The sequence below is a fragment of the Pontibacter ramchanderi genome (genome assembly GCF_002846395.1).
Taxonomy (GTDB): domain Bacteria; phylum Bacteroidota; class Bacteroidia; order Cytophagales; family Hymenobacteraceae; genus Pontibacter; species Pontibacter ramchanderi.
Window position 1 is genome coordinate 975,971 of the sequence record NZ_PJMU01000001.1, and the last position, 14,266, is coordinate 990,236.

Annotated in this window: 14 protein-coding genes; 2 read left to right on the forward strand and 12 right to left on the reverse strand. The window is 52.9% G+C overall.

Translation table 11 applies throughout. From position 1 onward, the window contains the following. The first annotated feature begins 101 nt into the window (after positions 1-101). Together BD749_RS04155 and BD749_RS04160 are read left to right on the forward strand one after the other, a co-directional pair. Positions 102-962 (forward strand): EamA family transporter, encoded by an 861-nt coding sequence (locus BD749_RS04155; protein ID WP_101443096.1) that lies wholly within the window; start codon positions 102-104, stop codon positions 960-962. A 239-nt stretch (positions 963-1,201) separates the two neighbouring features. Then, the gene (locus BD749_RS04160) at positions 1,202-1,771 is read left to right on the forward strand and encodes an NADPH-dependent FMN reductase (protein ID WP_101443097.1); all 570 of its coding nucleotides are present in this window, start codon (positions 1,202-1,204) and stop codon (positions 1,769-1,771) included. A gap of 48 nt (positions 1,772-1,819) precedes the next feature. On the opposite strand, the gene BD749_RS04165 is transcribed toward BD749_RS04160, so the two are convergent. From BD749_RS04165 to catA, 12 genes are all read right to left on the reverse strand, one after another. Continuing rightward, positions 1,820-3,127: a BamA/TamA family outer membrane protein gene (locus BD749_RS04165; RefSeq protein ID WP_143741227.1), complete on the reverse strand. Its 1,308-nt coding sequence runs from the start codon at positions 3,125-3,127 to the stop codon at positions 1,820-1,822. A gap of 12 nt (positions 3,128-3,139) precedes the next feature. Beyond that, positions 3,140-4,402 carry a hypothetical protein gene (locus BD749_RS04170; RefSeq protein ID WP_101443099.1) on the reverse strand — a complete coding sequence of 421 codons (1,263 nt, stop codon included), beginning with the start codon at positions 4,400-4,402 and terminating at the stop codon, positions 3,140-3,142. Positions 4,403-4,670: 268 nt separating this feature from the next. Then, positions 4,671-5,651 (reverse strand): DUF5996 family protein, encoded by a 981-nt coding sequence (locus BD749_RS04175; protein WP_101443100.1) that lies wholly within the window; start codon positions 5,649-5,651, stop codon positions 4,671-4,673. Between the two features lie 25 nt (positions 5,652-5,676). Further along, positions 5,677-6,087 (reverse strand): OsmC family protein, encoded by a 411-nt coding sequence (locus tag BD749_RS04180; RefSeq protein WP_101443101.1) that lies wholly within the window; start codon positions 6,085-6,087, stop codon positions 5,677-5,679. A gap of 72 nt (positions 6,088-6,159) precedes the next feature. Beyond that, positions 6,160-6,678, reverse strand: coding sequence for a DUF488 domain-containing protein (locus BD749_RS04185; RefSeq protein ID WP_101443102.1), 519 nt, complete (start codon positions 6,676-6,678; stop codon positions 6,160-6,162). Positions 6,679-6,738: 60 nt separating this feature from the next. Continuing rightward, on the reverse strand, positions 6,739-7,530 hold the full coding sequence (locus BD749_RS04190) for a glucose 1-dehydrogenase (protein WP_101443607.1): 792 nt from the start codon (positions 7,528-7,530) through the stop codon (positions 6,739-6,741). Between the two features lie 228 nt (positions 7,531-7,758). Continuing rightward, the gene (locus BD749_RS04195; protein ID WP_245868697.1) at positions 7,759-9,009 is read right to left on the reverse strand and encodes a M20 metallopeptidase family protein; all 1,251 of its coding nucleotides are present in this window, start codon (positions 9,007-9,009) and stop codon (positions 7,759-7,761) included. A 285-nt stretch (positions 9,010-9,294) separates the two neighbouring features. Then, entirely contained in the window at positions 9,295-9,828 is a 534-nt protein-coding gene (locus tag BD749_RS04200; RefSeq protein WP_101443103.1) for a TetR/AcrR family transcriptional regulator, read from the reverse strand. 28 nt (positions 9,829-9,856) lie between these two features. Further along, positions 9,857-11,065, reverse strand: coding sequence for a 3-oxoadipyl-CoA thiolase (gene pcaF, locus BD749_RS04205; RefSeq protein WP_101443104.1), 1,209 nt, complete (start codon positions 11,063-11,065; stop codon positions 9,857-9,859). A gap of 92 nt (positions 11,066-11,157) precedes the next feature. After that, positions 11,158-12,504 (reverse strand): 3-oxoacid CoA-transferase, encoded by a 1,347-nt coding sequence (locus BD749_RS04210; protein WP_101443105.1) that lies wholly within the window; start codon positions 12,502-12,504, stop codon positions 11,158-11,160. Positions 12,505-12,510: 6 nt separating this feature from the next. Beyond that, a complete protein-coding gene (pcaD, locus tag BD749_RS04215; RefSeq protein WP_101443106.1) occupies positions 12,511-13,320 on the reverse strand; it encodes a 3-oxoadipate enol-lactonase in 810 nt (269 codons plus the stop codon). Between the two features lie 19 nt (positions 13,321-13,339). Beyond that, positions 13,340-14,257, reverse strand: coding sequence for a catechol 1,2-dioxygenase (gene catA / locus BD749_RS04220; RefSeq protein ID WP_101443107.1), 918 nt, complete (start codon positions 14,255-14,257; stop codon positions 13,340-13,342). Between the last annotated feature and the right edge of the window lie 9 nt (positions 14,258-14,266).

The following is a 14,266-nucleotide window of genomic DNA, read 5'->3' on the forward strand; positions in this document are numbered from 1 at the left end:
CCCTTATCAGGCAGTTAATCTAAAACATCAGTTTGTTTTACAAGCCTCTATCCTTTCAGGGATTGCCCTAATCTTTCATAGCGTTTACCCGCACCCGAATCATGCTCAATTTACCGCATAAGAAACTTGTTATACCGGCCATACCTGCCGTGCTGCTTGCCATGATCAGTGTGCAGGGTGGCGCTTCGATTGCCAAATACCTTTTCCCTGTTTTAGGGGCCAGCGGCACAGCCTCACTGCGTATTGGCTTTTCGACCCTGATTCTGCTGGCGTTCTTCAGAACCAACCTGTTGAAGGTCACCAAAAAACAGTGGCTTTACTGCATGGCGTACGGCACCTGTCTCGGCGCCATGAACCTGGTCTTCTATTTTGCCATCAAACGCATCCCGCTGGGGCTGGGTGTTACCTTGGAGTTCACGGGTCCGCTTGTATTGGCCTTAATGGGTTCCAGAAAAAAACTGGATCTTCTTTGGGTGCTGCTGGCCGGCACAGGTATAGCCCTGATCGCCCCCTGGCAAAACAACAACGTGGACCTGCTGGGTGCTGGTCTGGCAGTGTGTGCCGGAGCCCTGTGGGCGGGCTATATTGTGCTGGGTGGAAAGGTCTCGAAGGTGATGAAAGGCAGTGATGCGGTGGGCGTAGGCATGCTGTTTGCCTCGCTGTTCGTCATTCCTTTCGGCGTCTTCAGCGGCGACCTGGCGGCCATAACGGCACCCCTGCTACTGCTTGGTGTGGCCGTTGCGCTCTTGACCAGTGCTATACCCTATACCCTGGAAATCGGTGCCCTGCGTCAGCTTCCGCCCAAAACGTTTGGCATCCTGATGAGCCTGCACCCGGCCTTTGCCGCCCTCTCGGGTTTGCTCTTTCTCCGTGAGTACCTCAGCTTAACGCAGTGGGCCTCTATTGCCTGCGTAGTCGCAGCCAGCGTGGGGGCAACGTACTTTTCCAGGAAGGTGCGGTAGTAGTGGACTTGGAAAGGTGGGTAGCAGCGCACATGGTTTTACCTCGTCGCGGTTTCAATATTTCGGTACATTACCGATCAGTAAGCTGGAAATCAGGTCTTAACTTTAGAGAAGACAGCAGCACCAATCAAAAAACACCAGCTGTAGAATTTTTGCTATACCTGCTCCCGCAATCGGACTCAAAGTTGGTTCGCGCGTATACTACACGAAACCGAACAACCACCATACACACCTTCGCCATGATAAGAATAGCCACTATTATTGGAAGCACGCGCCCGGGCCGTAACGGAGAAGCAGTTGGAAAATGGGTGCATGAAATAGCGTCGAAAAGAACTGACGCCACCTATGAACTAATTGACCTCAAGGAGGTAAACCTGCCCCTGCTGGATGAACCTAACTCACCTGCCATGCAGCAGTACACCAAGCAACACACCAAAGACTGGTCTGCCCGAATTGATGGCTTTGATGCCTTTGTATTTGTGACGCCAGAGTATAACCACGGCGTGCCGGCAGCGCTTAAAAACGCACTCGACTTCCTCTACAAAGAGTGGAATAACAAAGCGGCAGGCTTCGTAGCCTATGGCAACACAGGGGGAGCACGGTCTGTCGAGCACTTGAGGGCTACGATGGCTGAGCTCCAGATAGCCGATGTGCGGGAACAGGTTGCCTTGTCGCTGTTTACCGACTTCGAGAATTACAGCGTTTTCAAACCTGCCGCTTTTCACGAGAAGAAGCTGAACTCCCTGCTGGATCAGTTGGTCAGCTGGGGAACGGCTTTAAAACAGGTGCGTGCCGAAAGTAAAAAGTAATGGCTTCAGGCGCCGTAGCGGACTTGAACATTGTTGGGCTCAGGCTTATCAGAACCTGAAGCCCAGCGAGACATAAGGGAGCACATCCTCTTCAGAGAAGCCAACCACAGCCTGAAGCAGCACAAGTTTAGCAGGAATCAGGTATAGCCCGCCACCATAACCCTGGTGCCAGGTATCTGATTTCTCGCCCTCTGCCCATACACGACCCACATCATGGAAACCTATCACTCCCACAGAGCCTGGGAATAAATACGAGCTGAAGTCAAACAGCTTTAAGCGCAACTCCAGGTTGTTGTAGAGCAGATGCTCGCCGGCAAATCGGAAATTACGAAAGCCCCGCAGGTTGCCGTTTCCGCCCAGGTATAGCAGTTGGTAAAAATAAGGATCCCCCACCGTCAAACCGCCTCCCACACGATTTGCCAGCGACACATTGCTGTTGTTTGTCGGATTGAGGTAAAAACTGAACTCAGAGCTTAGCTGCCCAAACCTAGAGCCTTTGTCCAGATGCTCTACACCCAGGAGCGATGTTTTCCAATATACGCCCTTGGTTGGCATGAAGGCATCGTTGCGTGTGTCAAGTTCAACTCCTGCCACAATACCGGTTGATAGTCGTCTGGTGAAGATGTCTTCACTGGTGTTCTGCTCATCGTAGAACATCAGAAAACGCCCTGCATTATCGCGGGCATTGCTGTTGTAATACTGCGCCAACAAGCCGACGCTTCCCTTCAGGTTGTTGCCAAGTTTGCGATGTAATTTCACCTGTGAGGTAATGAAGTCGTAGCGGCTGCGGTAGAAGCGGATCGGTTTACTTCCCACCTCAACAAATTCGGTCTCGTTGCCAACACCAAAAAAGTTGCTGGTGTTATTAGGTGCCCTGCCGTCTACATTTATGCTTAAGTCGTTTTTACCAACTGCCCCGGTAAAGTATCCTTCATAATTGAAGAACGTCGCGTTGGTGGTGAGGGCGTGCCCCAGCATCAATTTATGGGTCGCAGCAAATGGCTTTTTCCGGAATCCATGTTTCGTGTACTCGAATCCCGCACCAACCAGCACGCCATCGTCCAGGTTATAGCCAACGGTAAGCAGCGGCCGGAGAAGGTTATACTCAAATGCCCTGGGATCATATTCGTTTATCGTGCTGTCAGCAGCGGTGTGGAGCTTTGCCTGTGAGGAACCCGGAAAGGTGTTCTTTTCATCGGACCGGTCGTAGATGTGCAGTCTGCTTTTGTTTGAAAAACTTTCCGCCACCACAAACCGATCCGCACCGCTGCCCCCTACCAACCTGACTTTGATAGGCGATTTCGCTTCACCGGATACAGTAAACACATCCTCTCCTCCCCTGCCATACAGCCGCACCTCATTTGTCAGCTACGGATCGAAGGTACGCTGGAAGAGCAGCCTGTCTTTGCTGTCATCCTTCTTGAGTTTAAAAAGCGAAACGGTAACCGTTCCGTTCTCTTTGTACTCTACCTCAAAGATTTCCCGCTTGTCAGAACCAGGTATGTCTACTTCTTTAGAGAGGAAGCGAAAGTACTTCATGGCCTCTTCTTTCAGCAGGTTGCGCCGGGCAATCATTTTGCGCGCCATCTCCTCCCCCGAAAGGGCGTGTATGTTAGGCGGCATGCGCCTGACAGCTTCTTCTATCAGCTCATCTGTCAGCGTCTGCTGCAACGTATTGATTTCTGCGTGCCAGTCGCTTTCGCTCAAGCCTGAGAGGAACATGCGATCAAAGTAACGGGCATTGAAGTTGAAGCCTTCGATATCCCGGATCTCTTCATCAAAACCCTGGAACTTGGGCATGATCCATTTGCGTGACCCTATTTTGGGAATTACCCCCTCATTCGTGAAAAACACCTGGTCCCGGTCGCGCGGGAAAGGCAAATACAGGTCTCCGATTGAATCCTCCAGCTCTACCCAGCGCCATTGGTCTTCATGGCGGTCCCAGTCACCTATGATGAAATCCAGCATGCGGGCGCGCAGTACCAACTGTTGGTCCACGCGGTTATCGTTATCCTCCTGTAGTTTTTCCAGCACCTTCTCGGTGTTGTCAGTATCCTCGGCTTTGGTTGGCTCCCGCTCCTCAAAAAGGTATACCTGGTTGGCAAAATCGGTCCGGTACTCTCCCAGCGCGCGACTATCAGGCAGGTATACGATCTCAGGCTTGGCGTGCGGTATACCCAAAGCAGCAGCCAGAGGGGGCACCACCAAAGCGCCGAAGGGGTGGGAAGCTGATATCTGGTCCTGCACAATGGTTCTCGCTACGGTCTCCCGCAGGTTCTCAGGCAGGGCAAGTCCGGGATCTTTCTGAACCGTTCGGAGCACCCACTCCTGCCCCGTAGCATCCTGCAGCCTAAGCGACTTGGTTTGCATCCCTCCCCCTTTTTTCAGGATTTTCAAACCTCCTTTTTCCTGTTCCAGGTCAAACACCTTCATCTTGACGGGTGTTGCCCATAGTTGCCGGTAATTTTCCCCTAACCAGAAGGTATGCGATTTGCTCACCTTGTTGTATTCCGGCGCAATGGCAACCGTCACGCTGTCAGCACCGACCTTTTCCTGTGCATGACTTTCCATGCGGTTCAGCAGGAAAATAGAGAGCAATAAGATGCTTACTTTATTGAAGCTTGCCTGCATAGTGGCTTATATTTTCGTATGGTCATTGCTCCCTGTTTTTTGAAAGCAACGTTAAGCATACGTTATTTTCTATTATTTGGTAAGCCCTCTACCTGTGGCTTTATATAGCTTCTTCCGTTGTAGACTGCCTGGCGCAGCCAATACTTGGTGTGCTCGTGTGGAAAATGATGTTTAGGGAGCGCTATAATTCCGTTATCATGTGGCAGGGTTCACTGCAGACCGTTAGGCGAAATGCCCATACCAGCTAAGGGACTGCCTTTTCAACATACTAGTCTTTTGGTTCTTTATTCCTTTTGTCTACCTGCTTGTAGGTGTTCTGATCGGATTTCCTTCGTTCGGAGAAGTCTTCCTGCTCCAGCGCTCTCCGATCCCACTTGGCCAGCTCAGCTGCTGCCTCATAGGTACTTTGCAGGAAGTCCATCAGCATGGCTTCCGGATCTTCAGCCTTCTGAACGGCCTCGTATGGCAAAATGAATTCGCGGAGCTCCGGGTGGTAGTAGGCCTGCTTTGGTTTTATACGGGCGACTTTGAATCCTTCCGGTTCGGGATAGATATAGCTGTAAAACGCTGCCTGTGGTAGCGCCTCGCTTCCTGGCCAGAAACCGCAGCTATATACTTCTTTGGAATAGGCTTCCTGCGCCACCCAATCGGGCAGGTTGGGTACGCCACCAGGGTGCTTCGGTGCATCGCGACCAGAGAAGCGCGACACCGCCAGATCGAAGCTACCCCAGAACAGATGCACGGGACTGCATTTGCCACTGAACCTGGCTTTGAATTTGGAAAAAACATCGTGTGCCCGAAGGAATGCCTGGTGCAAAGCTGTAGCGTGTTCCGGATTGTAAGTGGCATGTATTTCATCCTGGTCAAAGGGAATGGGGTCTTCCAGTTCGTTTGGCACGGGGTTAATGTTTGCCTCTATACCTACCTGCCGCAGGGCATCCTGTAATTGCTTATAGCACCCCGCCACCGAGAGTCCCTTTAAGTCGATGCTGTGTGATTCGCCTGCACTGGTTTTCAACCGCAGTTGATGGCGTATAAAGTCAAAGTCGAGCTGAAAGTGTTTTTCTCCATCCACCATATCGGAGGTAGTAAAACCACTTGGCGTGACATAAAGCGTGACGTGCCAGGAGTGATTGAACCAGGGCGTTTTGACTAGTCTGATCTTCCCCACGATCTGCGTCCAGAGGTGTATCGTTTCGTATGTTTTGTGAGCCTCCGCATAGGAGAGCTCAGGCCAGGTAGTTTTCATAGTTAGTTATATTCTAATGGCTTTTTTATTCCAGAAGCGTGATGATGTCGCTTGGCTTGTTCAGGAGGCGGTGTAGCGGGCAAGCTTTGGCTATTTTGTGCAGTTTTTCGCATTGCTCTGCTGTCAGCTTTTCACTGAAAGACAGATTGCAGTAAAACGTGTTACTGCCCGCGGCTTTATCAATGTTTTTAACCAGGTTCACCCTTGCTCTGATCCGCCCGATCTCCCACCCTTTCCGGGTTATATACATCCGAAGGGTAATCACCATGCAGGACGCCAGCGCCATGCACAGGAAATCGCCGGGGGCGGGACCCAGTTCCTGGCCTCCCAGGTCCGTGGGCTCATCGGCTATGAGCATGTGCTGGTTTGTCTGAAGCGTTGTTGTGTAGGCTTCACCTGTATTTTCGGCTTCGGCAGTAGCGATGATGTTGGGCATTTGTCTGGGGTTAGATGTTCTTATAAGGCCAGATGCCAATTTCTCAAAAACCTGACAGCCGGTATCTGACTGCTATACCTTGTCGGGGTGTGTTTCGAGGTAGGCGGAGGTATAGGGATGTTCTTTGACAATACCTTCATCCATGATGTGCAGCACTGTCCAGCCTCTTTCTTTGAGATAGTCTGAGATAATGGCGCGGTGACAACGCCACCACACAGCTTCCGAACACATGTAAGCCGTCTTTTTTCGGGCAGCCACTTCCGTCAGCGTTGCAATGGCTTCTTCGAATTCCTCCGTCTCACTGTAATCGGCATAGCCGCGAAACGATTCGCTTTTCCAGACTGTGTTAGGTGAATCGGGTCTAGGTTTTCTGCGACCACCCAAATCCTGCGCGGGCATATACCTGATGCCGGCCTCTGGCAGGAAGGTCTCCAGTGCGGATACATTGAAATGAGGGTATTTCCTCGAACCGGGGTAGCGGCGCACGTCTGCCAGCACCTCTATCTGAAACGACTTCAGCGCGGCCACAAATTCATCCGGGCTTCTGGTGGAGTGGCCGAAGGTCCAGATGGTCCTGTTTGTTGTTAACATAGATAAAAATAGCACGATGCCCTTTTCAGGGATTAGAAGAATGGTTTAGAAAATCGGCTGTTAAACGAAGCCGTAAGTATTCGACTCGCCTCCGTCAATGGCAATGGTCTGTCCGTTTACGTAAGACGCGTCTTCGCTCAGCAGAAAAATAACAACTTTCGCCACTTCCTCGGGCAGTCCCAGGCGTTTGGTAGGATTGGCTTTTGCATACTCGGTTTCGGCGGCTTTGGGGTCGTCGGGGTTTACCTGCCGGAAAGCTTCGGCTACCATGGGTGTTAAGATGGCACCAGGCGCAATGGCATTGGTGATGACGCCGTAGCGCCCAAATTCCAGCGCAGCATTTTTGGTCATACCTGAAACGGCGTGCTTGCTGGCCACATAAGGGGTTTGGTTCAGAACACCCCTGATACCGCCCACCGATGCCACGTTTACAATCCGACCATACTGTTGCTTTTGCATGATGGGAATGATGTAGCGCATGCCGTAAAACACGCCCATCAGGTTAATGTCAATCACTTTTCTGAATACTGCTACATCGTACTCGGTCATCAGCGCTTGCTTCCCTTCGATGCCGGCATTGTTGTAAAAGCCGTCGATGCGGTTGAAGGCCTTCACCGTTTCATCAACGTATTTTCTCACTTCCTCCTCTTTCGAAACATCTGCCGTCACAGTGATCACTTTTGCATCCGGGTACTCCTGCAAGACGGCTTGCTTTGCCTCACCCAGGGCTTTCTCATTGTAATCGACCAGCGACAGCTGTGCACCCTGTTTCGCTGCTTCCTGTGCCGCTGCAAGACCCAGGCCCATAGCAGCTCCGGTGATGACAATCACCTTATTTTCCAGTTTCTTCATACCCATTCTTTTTAACCCAATCCACATTCTAGGCAGGCTTGATGCTATACATTCCTGCCCATATCATCGCATAAAAACAAACGGAACCTAATTAATTGGTTCTTTAGTATTTGGCACTTTTACGACCTGCCCAATTCATGCCGGAACTGCTCCTAAACCCTTTCACCACACATTAAAGCCAGTTACTGCAAGATGACTTATACCTGACCTGCCTTCCGAAGACAGCCCTTATTTATTTAAATAGTCCAGGATGAGCTGCACCTGTGCTTTTACCCCATTTTGCAGGGCGCTTTCATCTACCTTGAACCCGGGGTTGTGGTTTGCCGGACCGTCGCCGATGCCGAGCGTCATAAAGCTGACAGGGGCAATCTTCCGGTAGTAGGCAAAGTCCTCGCTGGCTGTCATCATAGGGGCATCAAATACCTGCTCCTTTCCCAGAATGGCAGCAGCGCTTTTCCTTACCTGAGCGTTGAGCGCTTTATCATTCTGTATGGCTGGGTAGGTATTGATATAATCCAGCTCGTAGGTAGCTCCATAGGCTTTGGTGATGCTTTCAATTATTTCCTTCACCCTTTGCTCTACCTGTTTTCTGGTCTTATCGGATGTAGTGCGGATACTGGCAGCCAATTCGGCCCTGTCTGCAATCACATTAAAGGCATCTCCGGACTGAAATTTGCCGATGGTCACCACCGTCATCTCCCCTGGCTCAACGTTTCGGGACACAACCGTTTGCAAGGCGCTGACGATGGCCGCGCCTACCACAATCGGGTCAATTCCTAAATGGGGCATGGAGCCATGCGATCCTTTTCCGATGATGTTCAGGTTAAAGATGTCCTGCGCGGTGGAGGCAGCGCCATCGGGCAGTATACCGACGTGGCCGGCAGGGAAGTTGGGCAAAACGTGCATCCCGAAAAAGGCCTCTACTCCCTTCAGTTCACCAGATTCCACGATGTCGATGGCCCCGCCGGGCGGCTGCTCCTCGGCGTGCTGGAAGATAAAGTAGACCGTTCCCTTTAGCTCCTGCTGCATTTTAGACAAGGTGGCCGCAGTTGCCAGCAGCATGGCGGTGTGCGCATCGTGCCCGCAGGCGTGGCTTACGTTCTTCTCTTTCGAGGCATACGGAAGGCCCGTTTCCTCCTGAATGGGTAAGGCGTCCATGTCTGCCCGAAAAGCGACGGTTCTGCCAGGTTTGGCTCCTTTTAGTACCCCAATTAAACTTGTTTTGGCCGGCTTGATAACCTCCACGTTAGGCAGCTTGCTCAAGACTTCCTCCACATATTTGCTGGTTTGTTCCTCCTCGAAGGACACCTCCGGGTGTTGGTGAATGTGGCGGCGCCATGTAATCAGATCTTCTGTGGGGATGTGCTTTACCCAGGCTGCCTCTGGCTGGTTTTTCCGTGCATTGCTGCCTTGCCTGGTTTGGGCCTGCACCACGCCAGCACACAGAAATGCCATCAGTAAGAATATAATTTCCTGCATAGACATACTCGTTTTAGATAAAAAGAAAACCTTATACCTTCAGGAATCAGCGCATCAGGCATTGGGTCGCGTGCCGCCGCGTGGGTGAGGATGCGAACGGAAATGAGTTAAAGATCTTGTACCTATAGTACGTCCTGCTGACTGCTTGGTTGATACGTTATCTTGCCGCCTGGTGACAGGCCTTTCGCTTACAGGCAGGGACAGGTATAGGGCGCTGCACTTCAGGTATAGCTATGTTGATTTGCTTCGTTGTCAATTTGTAGAGGCCTGATCACTGGCCGTGCGCTACAGCTTATACTTCTGCCTCATGGCTGAAACCAATGCCTTTCTTTTGGCAACATCCGGTTGATGTGCTGCAAAGTACTTCCAGACGCCGTCGATGTGAATCAAGAGTAACTCTGCTTCCAGTTCAGGTGCTCTATACCCCAGATCTTTAAAACACTCGATCAGGCGCAACTGGCAGGGCCGCATGAAATTTTCGTGGTAGCGGGAAGAGATCGGGTTCAGGGCCATGATCTTGTACTGCATCCGCCAGAAGTCGGGATTCGAATTTGTGAGCAGGATTGGCAGTTCAATCATGCTGCTGACATACTCGCCCGCCGAGAGCCCCTTAAGGTATAGGTTTGTTTCAAGGGCTGCTGACTGGTAGGCTTTTTTGATGATGGTTTCCAGCAGATGGTCCTTTGTGCCATAGTGCTTGAAGATCAGCGCCTCCGAAGTATTTGCCTCCGTAGCGATTGATTTTGTGGAAGTGGCGCGGACGCCACTTTCCGTAAACAGCTTTAAGGCTGCGTCCAGGATCGCTTCCCTCTTATTCATGTTCACTAATAAATCAACGGAAAAGCTCTTATACCCTTTCCAGGATTACGGCATAGCCCTGCCCTACGCCCACGCACATGGTGGCCAGCGCATAGCGTTTCTGTTGTCTTTTCAGCGAAAGTGCGGCACTGTACACGATCCGTGTACCGGACATGCCCAGCGGATGCCCCAGGGCAATGGCTCCTCCATTCGGGTTTACGCGGGCATCGTCGTCGGCTAAACCAAGCGCTCGGGTGCAGGCCAGGCTTTGCGCGGCAAAGGCTTCGTTCAATTCGATCACGTCCATGTCGTCCAGGGTCAGGCCCGCCTTTTGCAGGGCTTTTTGTGTGGCAGGCACCGGGCCAATACCCATGATGCGGGGCTCCACACCGACCACAGCCGAACTCACGATGCGTGCCAGCGGCTTAAGGTTATACTTCTCCACAGCTTCTCCTGACACCACATAGGTAGCCGCCGCGCCATCATTCAGGCCAGAGGCGTTCCCAGCCGTCACTGTACCACCGGCCTTGAAAGCCGGCTTCAGTTTGGCCAAAGTTTCCAGGGTGGTATTGGGTCGCACAAATTCGTCTTTCGACACCACAGTAGGTTCCCCCTTCCGCTGCGGAATGCTAACCGGCATGATCTCTTCGGCCAACTGGCCGTTCTGCTGTGCTTTGGTGGCTTTCATTTGCGAATGGTACGAGAATTTATCCTGATCTTCACGGGAGATCTGGTACATCTCCGCCAGGTTCTCAGCCGTGATGCCCATGGGATCGACGCCGTACATTTCCTTCATCTTGGGGTTCACGAAGCGCCAGCCGAAACTCGAGTCATACATCTGCGAATCGGTGCCAAAGGCTTTGCTGGGCTTGGAAATGACCAGCGGCCCCCGCGTCATGTGCTCTACGCCACCGGCAATGAACACATCGCCGTCTCCAGCCTTAATAGCCCGCGCCGCATGCATGATCGCTGACATACCCGAGGAGCACAACCGGTTTACGGTCTCACCTGGCACGGTTACCGGCAACCCGGCCAGCAGCGCCGCCATGCGGGCTACGTTGCGGTTGTCTTCACCGGCCTGGTTATGGCAACCCAATATGACGTCATCAACGGCCTCTTTTGGTATTCCCGGATTCCGTATGATCAGCTCTTGTATGACCATGGCTGCCAGGTCGTCGGTTCTGACAGGCGACAAGGCCCCACCCAGGTTACCGATCGGTGTTCTGATTCCATCTATGATAAAGGCTTCTTTGCTCATCAGTAAGGTAATTTTAGGTATAGATTTCAATTGTTAAGCCGTGCCGTTCAGGTTGTTATTTGTATCAATGTAAAAAACTCTGAACAGGACGACTACTGCAGCTTCTCTATAAATTTGGCCGTTGTTTTAGCCCGCACCTCTTCCAGGGTAGCACCCGGCATCAGTTCGATGAGGGTCAGCTGCCCGTCGATGAAGCGGAAAACGGCCAGGTCGGTGATGATCATGTCCACGGCTTTGAGGGCGGTGAGAGGCAGGCTGCAGGTCGGCACTACTTTCGAAGAACCGTCTTTGTTCGTGTGGGTCATGGTGATGATGAGCGTTTTGGCACCCGAGGCCAGGTCCATGGCGCCACCCACACCGAGTAGTGGCTGCCCCGGCACGGCCCAGTTGGCCAGGTTAGCCTGCTCATCCACTTCCAGACCGCCCATCACGGCAATGTCCACATGGCGCCCGCGGATCATGGCAAAGGAATCGGCACTGTCGAAGTAGCTGGAGCCCGGAAGGGCCGTTACCGGAATTTTGCCGGCGTTGACAGGGTAATCCATTGCGCCGCCGCCATCTTTTGGCGACGGGCCCACACCCAGCATCCCGTTCTCGGTGTGCATCACAATGCCGTCCTCTGGAGTGATCAGGTCAGCTACCAGCGTCGGTATACCAATGCCCAGGTTTACCACATCTCCTTTTTTGAGTTCGTTTAGTGCACGCCTGGCCATGTTCATGCGGGTTTCGTCTGCTTTTCTGGACGAGGCCACGGAGGCAGAGGAGCCAAGGTCTTCCAGCGTCAGTTTCGCCTCTACCAGGTAGTCCACGTAAGAGCCCGGCGTGTGCACGTGCTCCGGAGCGATCTCGCCCACAGGCACAATCTCTTCCACTTCGGCTATCACCAGGTCAGCGGCAGTGGCCATGGCGCGGTTAAAGTTCTGCTCGGTCATGCGGTAGGTCAGGTTGCCGGCGGTGTCGGCTTTCCAGGCGCGCACGAAAGCCACATTGCCCCGTATGCCCTCGACAAATACCTGCTCCTTGCCCTGGATCACTTTTGTTTCGCGCCCCCTGGCCAGTTCGGTGCCGGCAGAAGTTGGCGTGAAGAAGCCGCCTATACCTGCGCCGCCGGCCCGTATGGCTTCGGCCAGTGTGCCCTGCGGCAGCAGTTCGTACTCCACCATGCCCTCCTGCGCAGCTTTCACCGCCTCCGGATTGCTGGTAAAAAACGAGCCGATCATTTTCCTGATCTGCCCGTTGCGCAGCAGTTTGCCGCCCCCTATACCTACCTCCCCTACGTTGTTGCCAATAAAGGTTAGGTTCTTCGTTCCGGTTTCGGCCAGCGCGTGCATCAGGTGCACCGGATTGCCCGTCATCCCAAAGCCACCCTGCAACAGTATATCCCCATCCTTTACCAAAGCAACCGCTTCTTCCAGGCTTATCTGTGGTACCGATTTCATATGCTATTAATTGTAAATTTGTAGATAAAAGTCGCCCTCATTTTTGGCGGCGTACAGTACATTCTTGGCAAACTCAGCAGGCAGTTCCATGCTGGAGAGGTGGTTGGCCTCTAGTTGCACATGCCGGGAGCGCGGGATGCCGCCCGCCAGAAATTCGCCATCTACGGGTGTGGTCACTTCGTCTGCGGTGCCACTGATCACCAGTGTCGGCACTTTCAGCTTCGGCAGTTCTTTCCGGAAATCGGCATCGCGTACGGCAGCGCAGTTGGCAATGTATCCCTGCAACGAGGTATGGCAAAACTTCTCCAGCACGGCCTCGACCACCTCGGGGTGCGCCTCCCTGAAAGCCGGCGTAAACCAGCGCTCCGCCGTCCCCTGCAGTATACTTTCCAACCCATGTTCCCTGACTTGCGCAATGCGTGCGTTCCAGCCCTCGGCTGTCCCGATCTTTGCGGCGGTATTGGCCACGATTATTTTCTTGAATCGCTCCGGATGGTGAATGCCCAGCCACTGCCCGATCAGCCCTCCCATGGATAATCCGCAGAAGTATACCTTGCCTATACCTAACAAGTCGAGCAAGGCAATGACATCCTGCCCCAATTCGGCGATGGTAACCGTGTCGGAACTGATGGTGCTTTGGCCATGGCCGCGGGTGTCGTAGCGCAGGATGTTGAGATGCTGCCTGAGCAGTTGCACCACAGGGTCCCACATGCTCAAATCTGTACCCAGCGAGTTGGAGAACACGATGGTATCGTCGTGCCCCAGTTCTTCATAGGTATAGAAACAGTCGTTACCGGCAATTTTTATTGTTGGCATCTGGTGCTTGGTTTAGCTATTAGCGAGGTCCGTGGGTACGTTCAATCTCGGCTGCAAACACGCCTTCCCGCTCTTTGTGTATCTCAAAATCGAAATCTATGGAAGCAAAAGGCTCGTCGATGTTAAACTTCTCTTTGGCCTCAGCAGCGGTATAGCGGGTGATGTGCGGTACAAGTTCCTCGCGGGAGGCAAAGGCAAAATCATCCCATATGAGCGGGTCGCCCTCAATGTTGATCTGGGTGGTAAGCTTGCGGTAGCCGGGTGCCGTCACAAAGAAGTGGATGTGGGCCGGCCGGCTGCCGTGGCGCCCGATGGCTTTGAGCAGTTGGTCGGTCGCGCCGCCCGGAGGACAGCTGTAGCCGACCGGCAAAATACTCTTGAACTTATACCTGCCGTCTGCGTCAGTGATGATGGCACGGCGCAAATTGAACGGCGGCTGCGAAGAATCAAATACCGAGTACATACCTTTCAGGTTGCAATGCCATACCTCTACTTTGGCGTTGGGCACCGGCCGGCCGTCTTCGTCGCGTACCTGGCCCTGCATGTACAGGCGCTCGCCTCCCACTTCGGGTTCTGTTTCCAGCTCGGCATAGCCTACCGACTCAGGTGAACCTGGCACATACAGCGGCCCTTCAATTGTTCTCGGGGTGCCACCTGTTATACCTGCTTTGGCTTCGGCCTCGTCCATGCGCAGGTCCAGGAAGTGCTCCAGCCCGATTCCGGCCACGACCAGTCCCCATTCGTTGTTTCTGCCGGTTGTGGTAAGCCAGTCCACCGCTTTCCAAATTTCCTCCGGCTGAATGTCCAGGTCCTCGATGGCGTAGAACAGGTCGGTGGTGAGGCGGTTTACAATCTCTTTGATGCGCTCTGAGCCTTGTCCGGGCACTTCTGTTGATTTGATTCTTTCAACAACGGCGTCTATCTGACTTCTTTCCATGATAGTTAA

Excerpts from the sequence above, each read along its gene's own strand:
- BD749_RS04155 (WP_101443096.1), top strand. The coding sequence starts at position 102 with ATGCTCAATTTACCGCATAAGAAACTTGTTATACCGGCCATACCTGCC.
- BD749_RS04160 (WP_101443097.1), top strand. The coding sequence starts at position 1,202 with ATGATAAGAATAGCCACTATTATTGGAAGCACGCGCCCGGGCCGTAAC.
- BD749_RS04170 (WP_101443099.1), bottom strand. The coding sequence starts at position 4,402 with ATGCAGGCAAGCTTCAATAAAGTAAGCATCTTATTGCTCTCTATTTTC.
- BD749_RS04175 (WP_101443100.1), bottom strand. The coding sequence starts at position 5,651 with ATGAAAACTACCTGGCCTGAGCTCTCCTATGCGGAGGCTCACAAAACA.
- BD749_RS04180 (WP_101443101.1), bottom strand. The coding sequence starts at position 6,087 with ATGCCCAACATCATCGCTACTGCCGAAGCCGAAAATACAGGTGAAGCC.
- BD749_RS04185 (WP_101443102.1), bottom strand. The coding sequence starts at position 6,678 with ATGTTAACAACAAACAGGACCATCTGGACCTTCGGCCACTCCACCAGA.
- BD749_RS04190 (WP_101443607.1), bottom strand. The coding sequence starts at position 7,530 with ATGAAGAAACTGGAAAATAAGGTGATTGTCATCACCGGAGCTGCTATG.
- BD749_RS04195 (WP_245868697.1), bottom strand. The coding sequence starts at position 9,009 with ATGCAGGAAATTATATTCTTACTGATGGCATTTCTGTGTGCTGGCGTG.
- BD749_RS04200 (WP_101443103.1), bottom strand. The coding sequence starts at position 9,828 with ATGAATAAGAGGGAAGCGATCCTGGACGCAGCCTTAAAGCTGTTTACG.
- pcaF (WP_101443104.1), bottom strand. The coding sequence starts at position 11,065 with ATGAGCAAAGAAGCCTTTATCATAGATGGAATCAGAACACCGATCGGT.
- BD749_RS04210 (WP_101443105.1), bottom strand. The coding sequence starts at position 12,504 with ATGAAATCGGTACCACAGATAAGCCTGGAAGAAGCGGTTGCTTTGGTA.
- pcaD (WP_101443106.1), bottom strand. The coding sequence starts at position 13,320 with ATGCCAACAATAAAAATTGCCGGTAACGACTGTTTCTATACCTATGAA.
- catA (WP_101443107.1), bottom strand. The coding sequence starts at position 14,257 with ATGGAAAGAAGTCAGATAGACGCCGTTGTTGAAAGAATCAAATCAACA.